General features: G+C 70.4%; 20 protein-coding genes. 9 read left to right on the top strand and 11 right to left on the bottom strand.

What is annotated here, in order from left to right:
• A partial coding sequence (locus tag B1729_RS09820; protein ID WP_163632445.1) for an AAA family ATPase occupies window positions 1-612 on the top strand: 612 nt, incomplete at its 5' end.
• Window positions 609-1,382: a hypothetical protein gene (locus B1729_RS09815; protein ID WP_163632443.1), complete on the top strand. Its 774-nt coding sequence runs from the start codon at window positions 609-611 to the stop codon at window positions 1,380-1,382. The genes B1729_RS09820 and B1729_RS09815, both read left to right, overlap by 4 nt.
• Window positions 1,383-1,440: 58 nt before the next feature.
• Here B1729_RS09815 and B1729_RS09810 read toward each other — a convergent pair whose 3' ends face one another.
• Window positions 1,441-2,049, bottom strand: coding sequence for a response regulator transcription factor (locus tag B1729_RS09810; RefSeq protein ID WP_163632441.1), 609 nt, complete (start codon window positions 2,047-2,049; stop codon window positions 1,441-1,443).
• A complete protein-coding gene (locus tag B1729_RS09805) occupies window positions 2,046-3,236 on the bottom strand; it encodes a histidine kinase (protein WP_163632440.1) in 1,191 nt (396 codons plus the stop codon). The genes B1729_RS09810 and B1729_RS09805 overlap by 4 nt, the downstream gene beginning before the upstream one ends.
• 108 nt (window positions 3,237-3,344) lie before the next feature.
• Between B1729_RS09805 and B1729_RS09800 the strand changes: the two genes are divergently transcribed.
• Both B1729_RS09800 and B1729_RS09795 read left to right on the top strand, forming a co-directional pair.
• Window positions 3,345-4,229, top strand: coding sequence for a hypothetical protein (locus tag B1729_RS09800; RefSeq protein ID WP_163632437.1), 885 nt, complete (start codon window positions 3,345-3,347; stop codon window positions 4,227-4,229).
• A gap of 2 nt (window positions 4,230-4,231) precedes the next feature.
• Window positions 4,232-5,014, top strand: a complete 783-nt coding sequence (locus B1729_RS09795; RefSeq protein ID WP_163632435.1) for an alpha/beta hydrolase — start codon at window positions 4,232-4,234, stop codon at window positions 5,012-5,014.
• A gap of 47 nt (window positions 5,015-5,061) precedes the next feature.
• Here the strand turns inward: B1729_RS09795 and B1729_RS09790 are convergent, their stop codons facing one another.
• The 8 genes from B1729_RS09790 to B1729_RS09755 form a co-directional block, all read right to left on the bottom strand.
• Window positions 5,062-5,691 (bottom strand): response regulator transcription factor, encoded by a 630-nt coding sequence (locus B1729_RS09790; protein WP_163618942.1) that lies wholly within the window; start codon window positions 5,689-5,691, stop codon window positions 5,062-5,064.
• Entirely contained in the window at window positions 5,684-6,922 is a 1,239-nt protein-coding gene (locus B1729_RS09785) for a sensor histidine kinase (protein WP_204318898.1), read from the bottom strand. Before B1729_RS09785 ends, B1729_RS09790 begins: the two co-directional genes overlap by 8 nt.
• Window positions 6,919-7,653, bottom strand: a complete 735-nt coding sequence (locus B1729_RS09780; RefSeq protein WP_204318897.1) for an ABC transporter permease — start codon at window positions 7,651-7,653, stop codon at window positions 6,919-6,921. The genes B1729_RS09785 and B1729_RS09780 overlap by 4 nt, the downstream gene beginning before the upstream one ends.
• Entirely contained in the window at window positions 7,653-8,582 is a 930-nt protein-coding gene (locus tag B1729_RS09775) for an ABC transporter ATP-binding protein (protein WP_163618940.1), read from the bottom strand. The genes B1729_RS09780 and B1729_RS09775 overlap by 1 nt, the downstream gene beginning before the upstream one ends.
• A gap of 125 nt (window positions 8,583-8,707) precedes the next feature.
• Complete coding sequence (locus B1729_RS09770) at window positions 8,708-8,956, bottom strand: hypothetical protein (protein ID WP_163632433.1); 249 nt, start codon at window positions 8,954-8,956, stop codon at window positions 8,708-8,710.
• 137 nt (window positions 8,957-9,093) lie between these two features.
• Window positions 9,094-9,807 carry an alpha/beta hydrolase gene (locus B1729_RS09765; RefSeq protein ID WP_163632431.1) on the bottom strand — a complete coding sequence of 238 codons (714 nt, stop codon included), beginning with the start codon at window positions 9,805-9,807 and terminating at the stop codon, window positions 9,094-9,096.
• Window positions 9,808-9,909: 102 nt separating this feature from the next.
• Window positions 9,910-10,491 carry a GNAT family N-acetyltransferase gene (locus B1729_RS09760; RefSeq protein WP_163632429.1) on the bottom strand — a complete coding sequence of 194 codons (582 nt, stop codon included), beginning with the start codon at window positions 10,489-10,491 and terminating at the stop codon, window positions 9,910-9,912.
• Window positions 10,488-11,006 carry a hypothetical protein gene (locus B1729_RS09755; protein ID WP_163632427.1) on the bottom strand — a complete coding sequence of 173 codons (519 nt, stop codon included), beginning with the start codon at window positions 11,004-11,006 and terminating at the stop codon, window positions 10,488-10,490. Before B1729_RS09755 ends, B1729_RS09760 begins: the two co-directional genes overlap by 4 nt.
• 231 nt (window positions 11,007-11,237) lie before the next feature.
• On the opposite strand from B1729_RS09755, the gene B1729_RS09750 reads away from it, so the two are divergent.
• On the top strand, window positions 11,238-11,849 hold the full coding sequence (locus B1729_RS09750) for a TetR/AcrR family transcriptional regulator (protein WP_163618142.1): 612 nt from the start codon (window positions 11,238-11,240) through the stop codon (window positions 11,847-11,849).
• Window positions 11,850-12,029: 180 nt separating this feature from the next.
• Window positions 12,030-13,409 carry an MFS transporter gene (locus B1729_RS09745; RefSeq protein WP_163632425.1) on the top strand — a complete coding sequence of 460 codons (1,380 nt, stop codon included), beginning with the start codon at window positions 12,030-12,032 and terminating at the stop codon, window positions 13,407-13,409.
• 31 nt (window positions 13,410-13,440) lie between these two features.
• Here B1729_RS09745 and B1729_RS09740 read toward each other — a convergent pair whose 3' ends face one another.
• A complete protein-coding gene (locus tag B1729_RS09740; protein ID WP_163632423.1) occupies window positions 13,441-14,436 on the bottom strand; it encodes an NADP-dependent oxidoreductase in 996 nt (331 codons plus the stop codon).
• A gap of 142 nt (window positions 14,437-14,578) precedes the next feature.
• Between B1729_RS09740 and B1729_RS09735 the strand changes: the two genes are divergently transcribed.
• The 3 genes from B1729_RS09735 to B1729_RS09725 are packed head-to-tail and all read left to right on the top strand — an operon-like array spanning window position 14,579 to window position 17,269.
• The gene (locus B1729_RS09735) at window positions 14,579-15,721 is read left to right on the top strand and encodes a 3-oxoacyl-[acyl-carrier-protein] synthase III C-terminal domain-containing protein (protein ID WP_163632421.1); all 1,143 of its coding nucleotides are present in this window, start codon (window positions 14,579-14,581) and stop codon (window positions 15,719-15,721) included.
• Window positions 15,718-16,416, top strand: a complete 699-nt coding sequence (locus B1729_RS09730) for an iron-containing redox enzyme family protein (protein WP_163632419.1) — start codon at window positions 15,718-15,720, stop codon at window positions 16,414-16,416. The genes B1729_RS09735 and B1729_RS09730 overlap by 4 nt, the downstream gene beginning before the upstream one ends.
• Window position 16,417: 1 nt before the next feature.
• Window positions 16,418-17,269: a hypothetical protein gene (locus B1729_RS09725; protein WP_163632417.1), complete on the top strand. Its 852-nt coding sequence runs from the start codon at window positions 16,418-16,420 to the stop codon at window positions 17,267-17,269.
• Window positions 17,270-17,327 lie beyond the last annotated feature (58 nt).

Here is a 17,327-nt window from a genome sequence, read left to right as displayed (position 1 = left end):
CGGGTCGACGCGGTGCTGGCGATGACCGGATTGACGGATGCCGCGGCGCGGCGCATCGGCACCTACTCGCTGGGGATGCGTCAACGGCTCGGCCTCGCGGCCGCGCTGCTCGGCGTTCCGGCGACGCTCGTGCTCGACGAGCCGGTGAACGGGCTGGATCCCGACGGAGTGCACTGGGTGCGAGAACTCGCGCGATCACTCGCGGCGGAGGGCAGGACGATCCTGATCTCCAGCCATCTGATGAGCGAGATGGCCTTGACCGCCGACCGGGTCATCGTGATGGGCAGAGGGCGTGTCATCACGGACGGGCCCATCGCGGACGTCATCGCGCACGCCACCCGCTCCTCGGTCCTCGTCCGCTCGCCGCGCAGCCCTGACCTGGCCGCCATCGTCACCGCGAACGGTGGGCGGGTGGAGAGCACGGCACCCGACGGCGCACTGGTGCTCACGGACATCACCGCTGAGGCGATCGGAGACCTCGCCGCAGCTCACGCGATCCCCCTGCACCAGCTCGTCTCACAGCAGGGCTCCCTGGAAGACGCGTTCCTCTCGCTGACCGAGGGCGAACAGCAGTTCGCCGCGGGCCAGCCGGCCGACAAGGAGTCGCGATGAGTGTCGCCCAGACCGCTCGCGACAATCCCGTGACGCTCGCGCGCGCCATCCGATCGGAGGGGATCAAGCTCGCCGGGCTGCGCGCCACGAAGTGGCTGATCGGCGCCGCCCTCGTCGCACCGTTCCTGATCACCCTCATCTGGGCGTCCGCGGCGTCGGGACCCGTCGATGCGGCCGCAGTCCTGGACACCGCGACGCCGTCCTCGTTCGCGACGTTCATCATCCTCATCCTCGTCGGGATCATGACGGCGACCTCCGACTATGAGAGCAACGCCGCGGTCCAGACATACAGCGTCGTTCCCGCGCGAACACCCGTGGTGCTCGCGAAGTACACGCTCGTCGCGGCGATCGCCCTTGCCGTGTCCCTGGTCACCTCCGTCGGCACGTTCGCCCTTGCCGACGTCCTGAGAGGCGGAGGACTGGACGCGTGGTCGCCGGAGGTGATCCGGGTCCTGCTCGATCTCGCCCTCGCGGAAACGTGCGGCGCGCTGATCGGCGTCGCCGCCGGCCTGATCGTCCGCTCCTCGATCGGTGCCCTGGGAGTCGTCCTCGGCTTCTTCTACCTGGTGCCCCTGATCCTCGGCCTCATCCCCGTCGGTGCCGTGAACCTGATCGGGAAGACCATCCCCGGATCATCCCTCACCACGCTCGCCTCCCTCACGAGCGAGGATGGCCAACTCGATCCGCTCACGCTCACCCTCACCACCGTGCTGTGGACGGCCGTCTGGCTGGTGGTCGCGGCCATCGCTGTCAAGCGGCGCAACGTCTGACGCCCACGGCTCGGGGCTCCGGGGGACGCGGGTGACCGACGTCGGTCGACCCGGTGGATCAGCGGATCCACCCGGCATCACGGCCGATGCGAGCGGCGTCGTGGGAGCTCGCCGCATCCAGCTTCAGGCGGACCGAGATGAGCAGGTTGCGGACGGTGCCCCGGGCAAGGTGCAGGCGTGCCGCGACACCGCCGACGTCAAGGCCCTCTCCGGTGAGCTGAAGGACCTCCGTCTCGCGCTCCGTCAGCGGAGACGCCGGGATCGTCAGCGCCTCCGCCGCCAGCACAGGATCGACGTAGCGCCCGCCCTCGTGGACGCGCCGGATCACATCCGCGAGCGTCGAGGCCTGAGCACCCTTCACGACGAAGGCGCGCGCCCCGGCGCGAAGCGCGGCCGCCATGTGCACGGGGCGGCCACGGCCCGTGAGGATCACGGTCGCGCATTCGGGTCGCACCCGCTCGAGTTCGGCAGCGGCCTGCATGCCATCGAGTACCGGCATCTCGAGGTCCATCACGGCGACATCCGGGCGGTGCCGCAGCGCCGACTCGATGGCGGACCGACCGTCACTGGCCTGCGCGACGACCTCGATATCGGGCTCCAGGTCGAGCAGCAGCGCCAGCGCGGTGCGGATCAGATCCTCGTCGTCCGCGAGCAGCACGCGGATCACGCCGCCCCTCCCAGCTCTGCACGCAGCTCGAACGTGTCGTCGTCCTGGACGATCGTCAGCACGCCGCCCGCCTCCCGAAGCCGCTCGCGGACTCCGGCGAGGCCTCCGCTGGCGGAATCGCGGTGCGTCGCGCCGTGCGCGGCGCCGTCGTTGCGCACCACCAGCACGGTTCGGTGGTCGACGGTCATCAGCGCGATCTCGCACCAGGAGGCGCGGCTGTGCCGCAGCACATTCGTCACGGCCTCCCGAGCGATCGGTGCGAGAGTCGCGAGGCGTCGTCCTGCCGGATCGCCCTCGACACGAACCGTGCACCGCACTCCCGAGCCCTCGAGCACGCGGCGCAGGGCGTCGATCTCGTCAGCCAGCTCCACGTATCGCGAGCCGGCGACCGCGGCCCGCATCTCTTCGAGGGCGGAGGCGGCCAGACGCCGGATCTCGGCCGCTTCACTCGAGTCCCGAACGCCGTCGGTGCCCCCTGCGGCGTCCGGCGGCGCCGGGCGCGCCGCCGACGTGCGGCGCTCGAGCAGCTCGGCCTTCAGGGCGATGACGGTGAGGGTGTGACCGAGGATGTCGTGCACCTCACGGGCGAACCGGAGCCGCTCCTCGCTGACGGCGAGCGCGGCGATCGCCTCGCGGCCCGCCTGCGCATCCGCGATCACGCGCCAGAGCCAGAGCACGCTGACGTTGACGACGGCCAAGCCGGCGCCGATCACTGCGACGATGACCAGCGCCTGTCGGGCCTGCCCGCCGGTGAGTGAGGCGACGGCCGCGCCGATGACGCACACGGCCGCGGCGGCGACCACGACCCATCGCGGTCGCAGCAGGACGGGAAGCGTCCCCACGACCGCCGCACCGATCCATGCCCACGACTGCCAGCTCCCCGCCGCCACCGGTCCCACCAGTGCGATCGACAGCCCGGTGGCGATGACGAACGCCGCGGTCCATCCCGGTCTGCCCCGCACTCCGCCGGGCGCCACAGCCCCGTAGAGCACTCCCGCCTGCGTGACGGCGAAGCACAGCGTGCCGATCGATCCCAGCACGATCCACGTCGGCCGCGGCTCTCGGATCACTCCCACGCCCGGCATGAGCACGCTGGTCACGACGGCGCCCGCCAGCCACGCGAGAGTGAGTGCACGAGCCCTGACCAACCGACGGTCGTCGAGTCCGCCGTGCGACGCGATGCCCATATCGACCGATTCTCCGTCGGCGGATGCACGTTCCGACCGTGCGATGCCCACGGAATCGCGTGCATCGCTCCCGTAGGACCGATCGCCGGTCCGACGGACCCTGGGGTCATGTCCACACCGCTCTTCTCCGCATCCGCACTCCCGAGGCGCCGCGACGGCGCCCGTACCACTCCGTTCCGCGGGGCGCTCCTCGGCGCCCTCGAGCTCCTCACCGCCGCGACGGTGTCGATGGTCCTCGTCGACCAGATCACCGCGCTCGTGCTGAGTCTCCTCGGGCGGTCGTCCGTGCTCGCCCAACCCGCCGGTGTCGCCGTCGTCATGACTTTCGATGTCTGCGCGGGCACCGCCGTCTGGATGCTCGCGCGCGGCCGCTCGAACCGCTCCATCCTCGGCATGGTGATCGTCACGGGCGCCGCCTTCGCCCTGCCGCTCCTGCCGTTCTGGCTTGGCGGGATCTCCGGTCCGACGGCCGTGCTCCTCGGCCATGTGCTCGTCGTCCCTGCGATCGCGCTGCTCGTCGCCATCCTGCCCGGCGATCTGGCGTCCGGACGCAGCCGGCCGATCGCGGAAGCGCCCGACTCCGGCATCCGTCTCCGTCGTCTCTCGCGTCGGTGGCCGACGCTCCTCGCGCTGCTGCTCACGTTCGGTGAGATCCTGCACCCCGACGTCGCGCCGCCCTGGGCGCTCGTCGTCCTCGGCGCCGAGTATCTCGTCATCGGTCTCGTTCGTCGCCAGTTCCGCGATCGACGACTGCTCACGCTCCACGCCGCCGGCGCGTTGGCCTATGCGGCTCTCGCGACACTCGCCGTGTTCGTCACCCCTGAGGCCGCCGGCATCCTCATCGGGATCGGCTGGCTGCTGCACGCGGGTTGGGATGTCGTGCTTCATCGCAGGAACGTGGTGGTGTGGCCATGGTTCGCCGAGGCGTGCATCGTCATCGACGTCGTGGTCGGCGTCACCGCCATCGTCGCAACGGTCGCGATGTGGAGCTGACGATGAGCAGGAGCAGCCGTCTTCCGCTCGGCGACGTCGACCTCTGGTTCGAGGAGCGCGGCGCCGGTCCCACCGTCCTGATGATGCACGGAGGATTCAGCGACTCCCGCGATTTCGAAGACAATCTGGCGGCGCTCCGATCGGAGTATCGGCTGCTCCTGCTCGATCGACGCGGGCACGGTCGCACGGCGGATGTCGACGGGCCGCTGACTCTGGAGGTGATGGCGGCGGACTCGATCCGCTTCATCGAGGCGGTCGCGGGAGGTCCGGTGGCCGTCGTCGGATACAGCGCCGGCGCTGCGGTGGCGCTGCGGGTCGCCGCGCGCCGACCGGAGCTGGTGGCCGCGCTCGTGCTCTTCAGCGGGTGGTTCGATGCGGACGGACTCCTCGTCCGGCCCGCTGCGACGGCTGACTGGCCGGCCGAGATCGTGCACGCCTACGGCGAGGTCTCGCCGGACGGACTCGACCACTTCCCCGTCGTCGCCGCCAAGATCGCGGCCGCCGCCCGCGACGAAGCGCCATTGACGGCGAGCGACCTCGGCCGCATCACCTGTCCGGCACTGGTGGCCGCAGCCGACGACGACCTCGTCGCCCTCGAGCACACGATCGAGCTGTACCGCGGGCTCCCGGACGGCCACCTCGCGGTGCTGCCGGGCGCCACGCACCTCCTCCTGCACGAGCACCCGGAGGAATGTGCCCACCTCGCCGCCGACTTCCTCGCCGGCCGCAGGGGTCCTCGGCGGATGCCGTTCTCCCGTTCCGCTGAGGCAGGGCGCGACAACTGAAGCGACGAACCTCGAGCTCCCGGTGAGACCGAGGCCGAGCCGCGCGGTCACGTCAGCAGCCCCCGCTGGAATCCCACCGCGACCGCGGCGGCGCGATCGTTGACGCCGAGCTTGTCGTACACGTGGAGGAGATGCGTCTTGACGGTCGCCTCGCTGATGAAGAGCTCTGCCGCCACCTCTCTGTTCGATCGGCCCTGGGCGATGAGCGAGAGCACCTCCAGTTCGCGATCGCTGATCGGCGATCCGGGCTCCCTCACCTGGTGCATGAGCCGGGTGGCGATGGTGGGCGAGAGCACCGACTCGCCTCGCGCCGACGCTTCGACGGCCCGCTTCAAGTCGTCGATCGGGGCGTCTTTGAGGAGGTAGCCCGTCGCGCCCGCCTCGACCGCGGGCAGCACTTCACTGTCGGTGTCGAAGGTCGTCAGCACCAGCACGCGAGCCGTGATCCCGAGCTCGCGCAGGCGCCGGATCGCACTGACACCGTCCAGACGCGGCATCCGCAGATCCATCAGCACGACGTCGGGGTCGAGCGCGCGCGCGAGCTCGACGGCATGAGCGCCGTCGCTCGCCTCACCCACCACGTCGAATCGCGGGTCGCCCGCGAACATGCCCCGGAGTCCGTCCCGGACGACCGGGTGGTCGTCGGCGATCAGCAGGCGGATGGCGACGTCAGGCATGCGAGCCCTCCTCCGAGGTGCGCGCGCCGATGGCGGGCAGGGTGGCCGAGATCGCCGTGCCGGAGCCGATCGAGGATTCGACCTCGAGGTCCCCGCCCAGCCGAGCCACGCGCTGCCGCATGGACGTGAGACCGAAACGCCCGTCGCCGGAGTTCTGCGCCGCATCGAATCCCACGCCATCGTCGCGGATGTCGAGGGCCACTTGATCGTCCATATACGAAAGGGTGACACCCACGCGGCTGGCGTCCGCGTGCTTGGCCGAGTTCGAGAGCGCCTCCTGCGCGATTCGCACCACGGTGGCCTCGACCTCCGGATGCAGGGGGCGCGTGTCGCCCGTCACCGACACCGTCGCGCGGACGCCGTTCCGATCGCTCCACTCCGCCGCGATCGCGGCCACGGCGTCGGGCAGCAGCGTCGCATCGAGCTGTGCGGGGCCGATCGCGCGGACCGAGCGCCGGGCCTCCTCCAGTCCGTCGCGCGTGAGCCGGATCGCGTGGTCGAGGTGGTGACGCCAGGCGAGGTCGTCGCCCGCGATTCCGGCGCGCTGCGCGGCCTGCAGCTGCGTCGCGATGCCGGCGAATCCCTGGGCGAGCGTGTCGTGGATCTCGCGCGCCATGCGCTGCCTCTCCTCGCGGATGCCGGCCTCGCGGGCCTGAGCGACCAGCCGCTCATGCAGCTCCGCGTTTTCGGCGATCACGTCCTGCAGCTGGGTCACCGTCTGCTGATACGCGGCGCTGCGCTCCGCCGTCACGTCGCCCAGCATGCTGAAGAGGACCACGAGCGGCACGGTCAGCACCACGAACGACACATACGCGGCGAACTGGAGCGGAGTGCCGAGAACATCGCCCATGAGAGCGGCGACGTTGATCATCGCCGTGAGGGTGACCCCCACATAGCGCCACGCGCCCCGGAGCACCGTCCAGGCGTAGAGGTAGCCCGTGAAGCCGAACAGGCCGGCGAACCAGGGGTTGCGCCACCCCAGGATCGCGATCAGCACGAGGAGCCCGACGAAGAAGATCACTCCGGGTTCGCGTCGTGTCGCCATGAGCCACAACCAGAGCGCCGCGACCGCCGCGACGCCCAGGGTGATGAGGCCGTCAGGCCACTCGGCGCCGAGCACCGTCGTCACGACGGTCGGCACGAGCAGCAGCACGTAGGGCGCCACGGCCAGCATCCGTTCGATGCGGTTGTGGCGCTCTTCGAGCTTGCTCGACTGCGGGATCGCGATCACTCCCAGCGGAACAGTATGACGGCGGCGAGGCTGACGCAGACAGCGTACGCGGCCATCACCCCGAGCGACAGCGCGCTGCCGCCGCCGTCCCAGGCTGCGGCCAGTGCGTCGCGAAGGGCCCCCAGGGGAGTGAACGCCCCGATCGCGAGAACGGCGGGAGGCATGAGTGGCGGAGGAAGGATGAGACCCCCGAGGTACGCCAGCGGGAAGTAGAGCAGCACGCCGATGCCGTTGGCCGCACGGCCGTTCGGGGCGACGGCGCCGATCAGGAGACCGCAGGAGAGAAGACACGCGAGCCCCAGGACGACGGCGGCTGCGAATGCCACCACGTCGACCGGGAGCGCCGCCCCCATCGCCGCTCCCACCGCGACGAGGAGGGTGCAGCTCGCCACTGCGAGCACCGTCTGCAACAAGAGCTGCACGCCGAGCAGACGCGCGGGCGACAGGGGAGTCACCGAGAGCCGACGCAGGATGCCCCGCTCCCGGTACGTCGCGAGGGTGGTCGGCACGAGGTACAGCCCGAACAGGCCGATCGCCGTCGCGAGGGTGGTCGGCAGCACCGCCGTCGCGCCCGCCCTGCTGGACGCGCCGAACACGACGAGGAGGAAGACCGGGATCGCGACGGTGAAGAGGGATGCCGGATCTCGGAGGAGCAGCCTCCCCTCGATCGCTGCGAGAGTGGCGGTCGCGGACACGGGGGAGGGGGCATCGCGCCGCGCCATCGTTGACATCAGGAAGCACCTCCGTCGCTCGACCGGTCGGCCAGTGACATGAAGGCATCCTCGAGCGTCGTGTCGGAGACGCGTACATCGGTGATCGGCACCTCGTGCTCGGCGAGCGCGGCCTCCACGCGCGCAGCGAGGTCCCGGCTTCCGGTGACGGTCACCGAGCGGCCGAGGCGCCGCACGTTCATCACACCGGGCAGCCCGTGGAGGAAGTCCATGTCGGGGGTGGTGGACGCGCCCCCGGCGAGCACGAAGCGCATCGTCCTCTCGCCGCCCAGCCGAGCGGTGAGCATGGCGGGTGAGCCGACCGCGACGATCACTCCGCCGTCGAGGATGGCGACCCGATCGCACAGATACTCGACCTCGTCCATGAGGTGCGACACGATCACGACAGTCACGCCGGTGTCGCGCAGCCGGCGCACGAGTTCCCAGGTCGCGTGACGCGCGTTCGGATCGAGCCCCGTGGTGAGCTCGTCGAGGAACACGACCTCGGGCTGCCCGACGAGAGCCAGCGCGATCATCAATCGCTGGCGCTCGCCCCCGGAGAGCTTCGCGTACCGCACCGAGCGGAGACGGACGAGATCCCACTCCTCGAGAAGCACGCGCCAGTCCGTCGGGCGCGCGTAGAACGAGGCGTACAACCGCAGCGCCTCAGCCACCGTGATGTTGTCGGGCAGCTGGGCGCTCTGAAGCTGCACCCCGATGGACTCGCTCAGCCGGCGCCGCTCCTTCCACGGGTTCATCCCGAGCACGCGCACCGACCCCGCATCAGGACGGCGAAGTCCCTCCAGGATCTCGACGATCGTCGTCTTTCCGGCACCGTTGGGCCCAAGGATGCCGAAGATCTCCCCGCGTTCCACGGTGAACGTCACATCGTCGAGCACGGTGCGGCCGGCGTACCCCTTGCGGAGTCCGGCGATCTGGGCGACGGGCATGATCTCAGGCTGGCGCGCCCTGCCCGCCCTCGCGTCACCAGGTCGGCTGAGAAGGCGGGCGGCGCCGGATGATTCCACGCTCCACCGTTCGGTTGATGCGCGCTCAGCCGGCGAGAGCCGGCGCATCATCGCAGGGCTCCGAACGTCGTCGCCAGAAGCCGCATCAGCGCTGCGTACTCGCGTTCGCGCCGGTCCTTCTCGGCGAGCCGCAGCCGATGGTGCTCTTCGTTGGTCAGCACCGGTGTGCGCCGTCGGCGGGAGAGCACCTTCGTGAATCTGTCGAGCGGTGCCGCGAGCCGACGGGTGAGAAGGGCCGCGCCGTCGAGCGGTGCACCCCGGCCTTCGCCGGTGGAGAAGTAGTCGTTCTGTGCCATGCTTCGACGCTCCCGCGAGGCGGGCGCGGGCACATCCAGCGATCGGCTCCGTCTCGAGGACGCAGCGGCTGCGCCGGTGATCGATCGATCGGCTGACGGCGGGATCCGCCGGGGCGGATCCCGCCGTCACGTGCGGCTCAGGACAGGTGGGCGAGCGCGTCCTGGATCAGGTCGGCGACGGCGTCGGGGTTCGAGACCATCACCGAGTGGGACGCTCCCTCGATCTCCACGGTCTTGAGCGAACCGGCGCGGTCGGCCATGAAGCGAAGTCCTTCGGCGGGGATGTTCTTGTCGCCGGTGCCGAAGACGAACCACGACGGGAGGGTCTTCCACGCCGGCGTCTCGGCGGGCTGCGGCTCGCCGAGGGCGAAGTCGCGGATGGCGCGCTGGGTCGCCGCGGCGATCTTGGCGTCCTCGAGCGGAACATCGCCCGCGAACTGGTTCGGGAACAGCTCGCGGTCGACGATCAGGTCGTTCGTGCCGTCGCCCAGCGGGTACGCGCGGACGGTCTCGCCCAGCGTGCTGCCCGGGAACTGGCCGGTCAGACCGAGGGCGGTCTCGCCGTGGTCCGGGGCGAACGCGGCGACGTAGACGAGACCCGCGACCGCGTCGCTGCCGACGGCGGCTTCCGTGATGACGGCGCCACCGTACGAGTGGCCGACGAGCAGCACAGGGCCGCCGATCGACTCGACGGCGCTGCGCACGTTCGAGGCGTCGGTCGTAACGCTGCGCAGCGGGTTCGCGGTCGCGATCGCGTTGACGCCGCGGCTCTGCAGGGCGGCGATGACGCCGCTCCAGCTGGCCGATTCGGCGAACGCTCCGTGGACGAGGACGACGGTGGGTGCACTCATGATTGCTCCTTCTTGTCAGCGACTACCGATCCTCCCACCGCTGATCGCACCCGCGGACCCGCTTCGCGATCCCGCTCGGCGTCCGTCCCGGTGACGCGGCCGTCAGAAGCGGTGGCGCAGCAGCTGCATGTCGGTGGTGCCGGGCTCCAGACCCTCGTCGATGAAGCCGGCGCGTTCGGCGACATGGCGTGCGACGGCGTTCGCCGGGCGGGTGCGCACCACGACGTCGGTGCCCGGCGCGAGGAGGGGCGCCAGCGCCAACGACTGCTCCACGACGATGCGCGCCAGTCCTCGCCCCTGTGCCGCCGGCGCGAAGCGATAGTAGACATTGAGCACCGGCAGGCCATCCAGGATGTGATGCCGGATGCCGCCGAGACCGGCGAATACCCGGGCGCCGTCGGCGACGTCGGCGCCGCGCACGCCATCCGGCCAGTCCGCAGCTGGGAGGAGTGCCGCCCAGTAGCCGAACCCGTGCTCCGCCCAGTGGTCGAGTATCGGCACCAGGAACCGCGCGGACTGCTCGACGTCGGCGTGGGTCTCCTGCGGGTCGTAGCGGTAGACGGCAGGGTCGCCGTGGGCGGCGAAAACGCCCGCGGCGTCGGCTTCGCGCGGCCGGCGCAGCAGCACTCCGGCGTGGGTGGTGATCCGCAGCACCCTCCGGCGCGCTGCCTCGGCGGTCGTCATGCGGTGAGGGTGACGATGCCGACGAGGACCGCGACCACGACGTCGAGCACCGCGCAGAAGCGCGCGAGCCCATGGTCGACGACGCGTCCGGTGCGATGGTGGTGAACGTCCCACGCTGCGTGGCCGAGCAGTGCGGCCGCGACCAGCAGGCCGCCGACGGTCGGCTCGAGCCGCAGGGCCAGCACGGCGGTCGCGCCGAGCACGAGCATCGCCGCCGTCTGCAACGGCAGTGCCCACCAGGGATGGGCGCGGCGGGAGGCGGGTCCTCCGACGACCAGCACTCCGGCCAGCACCAGCAGCCACGGCATGGCATCCAGATCTGCGAACTTATCCAGCGAGATGAGAGCGAACGCGATGCCGAAGGCCACCCACGCCGCCCACCGCCGCTGCGTGGCGGCTGCAGCGAGATAGACGAGACCGGATGCCGCGACCACCGGGGCGACATCGCGGCCATCAGTCAGCCCGTATGCGGTGGCGGCGGCCACCAGCACCGCGAGTGCGATGGGCCATGCCACCTGCCACCACCCACCTGCACGTCGGGGTGGCTGTGCACGGTCGGGCGATTCATGCGTGAGGACGGCATCCATCTCGAATCCTCTTTTTTTGAACACCAATATACGAGTTATTAAACTGTACGCCAGTGTTCGAGTTATTGGAAGCCTTTCCCAGCCCCCCCCGGTGAACGACCCTATGGCGACGCGCCAGCAGGCTAAAGTGCACGTGACTGTCTGATTTAGGAGGGCATCGTGGCCGCAGCGGGAGCGAAGGTCGCTGAACCTGCGGGTGCGTCCTCCCCGGATCGGACGAAGCGGGCGGACGCCGTGCGCAACATCGAGGCGATCATCGCCGCCGCCACGAGGCTCCTCGCCGTCGACCCCGACGCGAGCATCAACGACATCGCCAAGGCTGCGAACGTCGGACGGGTGACGCTCTACGGTCACTTCGACTCTCGGTCCACCCTCATCCGCGAGGTCGTGGACCGCGCGATCGCGCAGACCGAGGAGGCGCTGGCGGGTCTCGACCTCGACGGCGACCCTCGCGAAGCTCTCGGTCGCCTGCTCGAGGCCACCTGGCATCTGACCCATCGGTTCGGTGCCGTCGTCGTCGCGGCGTCTCAAGCACTGCCCCCCGAGCAGATCCGCCGCGCCCACGACGAGCCCGCGGTCCGCGTGCGGGCACTGCTCGAGCGCGGACGCGACGCCGGCGAGTTCCGCCCCGACATGCCCATCGACTGGCAGATCAGTGTCATTCAGGCGATCCTGCACGGGGCGTCGGCAGCCGTTCATCGCGGCGAGATCACCGCCGAGGAGGCGCCCGCTCTGGTGCGCGACACGAGCCTGGCCGCGCTCGCCGTCTGATCCGATCCATCGGCTCGCGCCCGGCGGCCCCGAATGGGGTCGCCGCGGTCTGCCATGCTCGGCGCGCCGAGCGCGAGGTGCCTGCCCTGCTTGAGGCAGCGCACAGCGCCTCTTGTCGAACACGTGTGTACGGTTTACCGTACTCATACAATGCTGTTCGATTTATGAAGGGTTGTCGTCGTGCACACCTCAGATTCCGCGGCCGCGAAGGCCCTCCCCGCCGCCGATCCGTCCCGCTGGCGCATCCTCGCCCTGCTGGGCGTGGCGCAGCTGATGCTGATCGTCGACGTCACGGTCGTCGCGATCGCGCTGCCCGACATGCGGGCCGATCTCGGGCTGGACCGGACTACCGTCGCATGGGTCGCGAGCATCTACGCCCTCGTCTTCGGTGGCTTGATGCTGCTCGGCGGCAAGGCCGCCGACATCCTCGGGCCGCGCCGCGTGGTGCTGGCGGGCCTGGCGGTGTTCGTCGCCGCCTCGCTGCTCGCCGGACTGGCGGGCAGTGGTGAGATGCTGCTGCTCGCCCGCGCGCTCCAGGGCGTGGGAGCGGCGGCGATGTCGCCCGCGGCACTGTCGGTGATCGTGCGGACGTTCGCAGGTGCGGAGCTGACCCGCGCCCTGGGCGTGTGGTCTGCCCTCGGCGGCGCGGGCGCCGCGATCGGCGTGCTGCTCGGTGGCCTGCTGACCGCCGGGCCGGGCTGGCCGTGGGTGTTCTTCGTCAATGTGCCCGTCGGCATCCTGCTGTTCATCGGTCTGGTGAGGTCGGTCCGACCGCTGCCGGGATCGGGCGGCCGCCTCGACGTGGTCGGCGCGGCGCTGGTGACGGCCGCGACGGGCGCCGCGGTGTACGGCCTCGCCACGGCCGGCGACGAGGGCTGGTTGAGCGCCTCCACCCTGATCGCGACCGGCGCCGCGCTGGTGGGATACGCGACCTTCGCATGGCGGATCCGCACCGTCGCAGCCCCGCTCATCGAACCGGCGATGCTCAGGCGAGCACCGGTGCTGCGCGGGCTGGGGCTGATCTTCGTCGCGGCCGCCCTGATGATCTCGGTCTTCTTCCTCGGCTCGTTCTCGCTCCAGCACCTCCATGGATTCAGCGCGCTGGAGACCGGGCTGTCGTTCCTGCCTGTCGCCGCAGGCACCATCCTCGGTGCCACGCTCGGCGGCCGCATCATCCCACGGTGGGGCGTGCGGACGGTCTCGGTGGCGGGGCTGCTCATCACCGCCGCAGGACTCGCGGCAGCGGCGGGGATCTTCTCCATGACGGTGCTGATCGTCGGCACCAGCGTGGCGGGCTTCGGTGTGGGCGCGGTGTTCGTCGCGGCGTCGGGCAGCATGTTCTCCGCTGTCGAGCCGGCCGAAGCCGGTGTCGCGTCGGGCGCGCTGAGCACCTTCCACGAGTTCGGTGCTGCCGCGGGGGTTTCCGCCGTGTCGAGCGTGGCGGCGGCGGCCCTCGTGGCTCCCGGGTTCGCCGCCTTCGCTTCGGGCTATTGGTTCATGGCGGCCGTGGCGCTCCTGGCCGGCCTGGTGTCGCTGCTGTGGCCACGACGGGCGGGCTGACGGATGCCGCAGCAAGCGCCGACCAGGGCAGCTACGGCATGCTCACCACCGTCTTCCCGCGTGAGCCGCCCGCCGCGACGAGGCGGAGCGCCTCGGCCGTCTGGTCGAAGGGAAGAACTCGCCCCACCACCGGCCGCAGCACGCCCTCGTCGACCAGTCGGGTGATGTCGCGCAGCTGCTCGCCGCTGGCGTGCATGAACAGGAACTCGTAGCCGACGCCGAGCTTTCGCGCTTGCCTGCGCACCTTCCGGCTGAGCCCGCGGATCGCCAGCCGCACGAGAGGGTTGAGTCCGGCATCCCGCGCGAACTGCGGGTCGGGAGGCCCCGCGATGCCGATGGCTCGTCCGCCGGGCTTCAGGATGCGCAGCGACCTCTCCAGGTTCTCGCCCCCGACCCCGTCTAGCACGAGGTCGAAGCCGCTGAGCTGCGGCACGAAGTCCTCGGACCGGTAGTCGATGACGATGTCGGCGCCGAGATCGCGCACGAATTGTGCATTCGCGGCGCCGACGGTGGTGGCGACGGTCGCGCCCAGGTGCTTGGCGAGCTGGATCGCGATGGACCCGACCCCGCCGGCGCCGCCGTGCACGAGCACCTTCTGCCCGGGTTGCAGCCGACCGCGCTCCACCAGAGCCTGCCACGCCGTCAGCGCCACGAGCGGCAGTGAGGCCGCCGCCTCGATGTCCACGGAGACCGGGGCGATCGCGAGGTCGGCTTCGTTCACCGCGATGCGCTCGGCGAACGTGCCGATGTGATCGTCGTCCGCGCGGCCGTAGACCGCGTCGCCGGGCTTGAGGCCCCGCACGTCGGCGCCGACCCTGATCACCGTTCCCGCGACATCGTGGCCAAGGATGAGCGGAAACGCGTGCGGCAGGATCTGCCGGAACTCCCCGAGCCGGATCTTCTCATCGAGGACGTTGACCCCGGCGGCGCGCACGCGGACGAGCACGTCGGAGCGCCCGACGTGCGGTTCCGGCGCCTCGATCTGCTCGAGCGGACCCTTGTATGCAGAAACGGCGAACGCCTTCATATCTCTGTCGTGCTCCTCTTCGTCAGCGAGGCGACGCGGTCCACCTCGATATCACCAACTATACTCAATAATGAGTGTACTCGGTAATTGCGGATGCGAAGGCGAACGAGGCAGAAGGGTCGCTGGCCCTAATGTCGTCACCATGGGCGCAACGGCGACTGCCTACCTCACCGGCTTCGGCCGGTATCTTCCGGGTCCGCCCGTCGACAACGACGGCATCGCGGCCCGGCTCGGCGGCGACGATCCCGTCACGGCGCGTATCCGCCGCCGCATCCTGGAATCGAACGGCATCCGTCAGCGGCACTACGCGCTCGACGAGCACGGTGAGCCGACCGAGCTCAACGAGGAGCTCGCCGTGAGGGCGCTCCGCGCCGCGCTCGACGATCGCGGGATCGATGCGAGCGACCTCCGCATGCTGGCGTGCGCGACGACTATGGGCGACGTCCTCGTGCCCGGGTTCGCCTCAATGGTGCACGGACGCCTCGGCGGTGGGCCGATGCAGCTGCTGTCGGCGTCGGGCGTGTGCGCGTCGAGCCTCGCCGCGCTCGATGCGGCCGTCAGCAAGATCCGGCTCGGTGACCATCCGCGGGCCGCCGTCGTCGGCTCGGAGCTGCCGAGCCGGAGCCTCCGGCAGCGGCGCTACGACGGCATCCGCGCCGGCATGGACTCCCACTTCCTCCGATGGATGCTGTCGGACGGCGCCGGCGCCGTCATCGTGGAGTTCCAGCCGCACCCCGACAAGCCCTCGCTGCGGGTCGACTGGGTGCGGCACGTCTCCCTGGCCCACGAGTACGACGTGTGCATGCGCGCCGGGATGGTCGGCCCCGAGCCGGTCGTGGGCGGCACCTGGCAGGACGTCGGCATCGCCGACGCCGAGGCCGCCGGGATGTTCCTGCTTCGTCAGGACGTGGGGATGCTCGATGACCTGGCGGATGCCGGCATCCGGCAGTTCGAGGGGCTCGTCGACATCGGGCTCGTCGACGTGCGGCACCTCGACCACGTCATCTGCCACTACAGCACCAACATGTTCCGCGACGTCGCGTTCGAGGCGCTGCGCCGCCGCATCCCCACGCTCGACACCGACCGCTGGTTCTCGAACCTCGAGACCCGCGGCAACACCGGATCGGCGAGCATCTTCATCGCCCTCGAAGAGGCGTGGCACTCCGGTCGGTTCGCGCCCGGCGAGACGGTGCTGCTCGCGGTGCCCGAGTCGGGACGATTCTCGTTCGCCTTCGCCCACCTCACGGTGGTCGCCCCACCGGAACAGCAAGGAGCAACGACATGAGCACCAGCACGACCGCGGCCAAGCCGGCAACGCCGGGGGGCGCAGAGACACTGTTCGAGCGGCTCGCCGACGTCTGGGTAGAGCTCGAGGAGCGTCTCGATGCCGTGCCGCTCCTCGCGCGGCTCGCCGAAGGGGCGGTGACGGTCGACGACTACCGGCGGCTGCTCTTCAATCTGCGCCAGCAGGTGGTCGACGGGTCGCCGTGGATCTCTCGCGCCGCCGCCAGCTTCGACATCGACCACTTCGAGCTGCGCTCCGCCGCGATCCGCCATGCCGAGGAGGAGCACCGCGACTACCTCATGATCGAGCGCGACTACGTCGCCATCGGCGGCTCACTCGACGAGTTGCGCGCCGGACGGAAGAACGTCGGCTCGGAGGCGCTCTCGGGGTACATGTTCCACTACGCCGCCCGGCCGAATCCCGTCGGGCTGCTGGGGGCGATGTTCATCATCGAAGGGCTCGGTGCGAAGCGCGCCGCCGGGTGGGCGGCCCGCTTCCAGGAGGTGCTCGGGCTCGCCGACAATCAGGTGCATTTCATGCGCTACCACCAGGATGCCGACGCCGAGCACACCGGGAATCTCGAGGCCATCCTGACCTCGGGTGCGATCGACGACCGGGCGGCCGACGAGATCGTCCGCTGCGCGCAGGTGGTCGCCCGGCTCTACGCGCTGCAGCTCGAGGAACTGGATCGCTGACGTGCCGGAGTTCGTGCGATCCGACCCCAGCATGTGGGAGGCGATCTACGCCGATCCGTCGGTGCCGCTCGACCGCGCGCTGGTGCGGCAGATCATCGACGACCAGCGGCGGCTGTCACGACGCTGGCTCTATCCGGTCGCGCGCGTGCTCTCCCGCGTGCTCGTCGCACTCGTCTCGATCGTCAAACGCGTGCTGCCCTTCCGCTGGATGCCGCTGCGGACCATGGACACCCTGTGCGTCTGGTTCCTCCGCAGGTTCGTGTCGCCGGATGCCGTGGAGCTGCTCATCCGGCACTTCGTGATCGAGACGAATCTGGTCAACTTCATCATCCGGAACACCTCGGCCGAGATGGAGCCGGTGACGCTGCGGCCCGAGACGCTCGCGGGACTGGGCGACTCGGCGGTGGTGGAGCACGACGTCAACGTCTACGACGTGCTCATCGCCTTGGACGGCATCCCGCTGACCCGGCCCGAGCACCTCGACTTCGCGCAGCTCGACGTCCCGCCCTTGGACGCCGAACGGCGGCGCCGCCGCCTGCTCAACCTCGACATCCAGACCGCGCTGTGCTTCATGAACATCCCGTTCTCGATGGCGCTGACCGTCGAGGAGTACCGCCGCGCGGTGCACTCCATCCGGTTCGACGACTCGTTCTTGGAGATCCTCGCGCTGGTGTGCGACGACGAGACGTTCCGGCATTGGAAGCTCGCCGGTATGAGCCTCTGGATGGACTCGAACGTCGACGTGCCGCGCATGGTCTACCGCCACGCGCTGGTCTGCGAGTACGCCCACGCGCGGCTCGTGAAGCTCGCCGGTGGCGCCTACCCGCGCGACACGGCGGCCGCGTTCGACTGACTCCGGAGCTTCGGGGCACCGGCGGCATCGCGGATCTCCGCCGCGCACCTCGCGGGGG

The organism is Microbacterium sp. B35-04, assembly GCF_010634885.1.
GTDB lineage: Bacteria > Actinomycetota > Actinomycetes > Actinomycetales > Microbacteriaceae > Microbacterium.
Note: the sequence above shows the minus strand (reverse complement) of the source record. Positions and strands in the feature narration are given on the sequence as shown.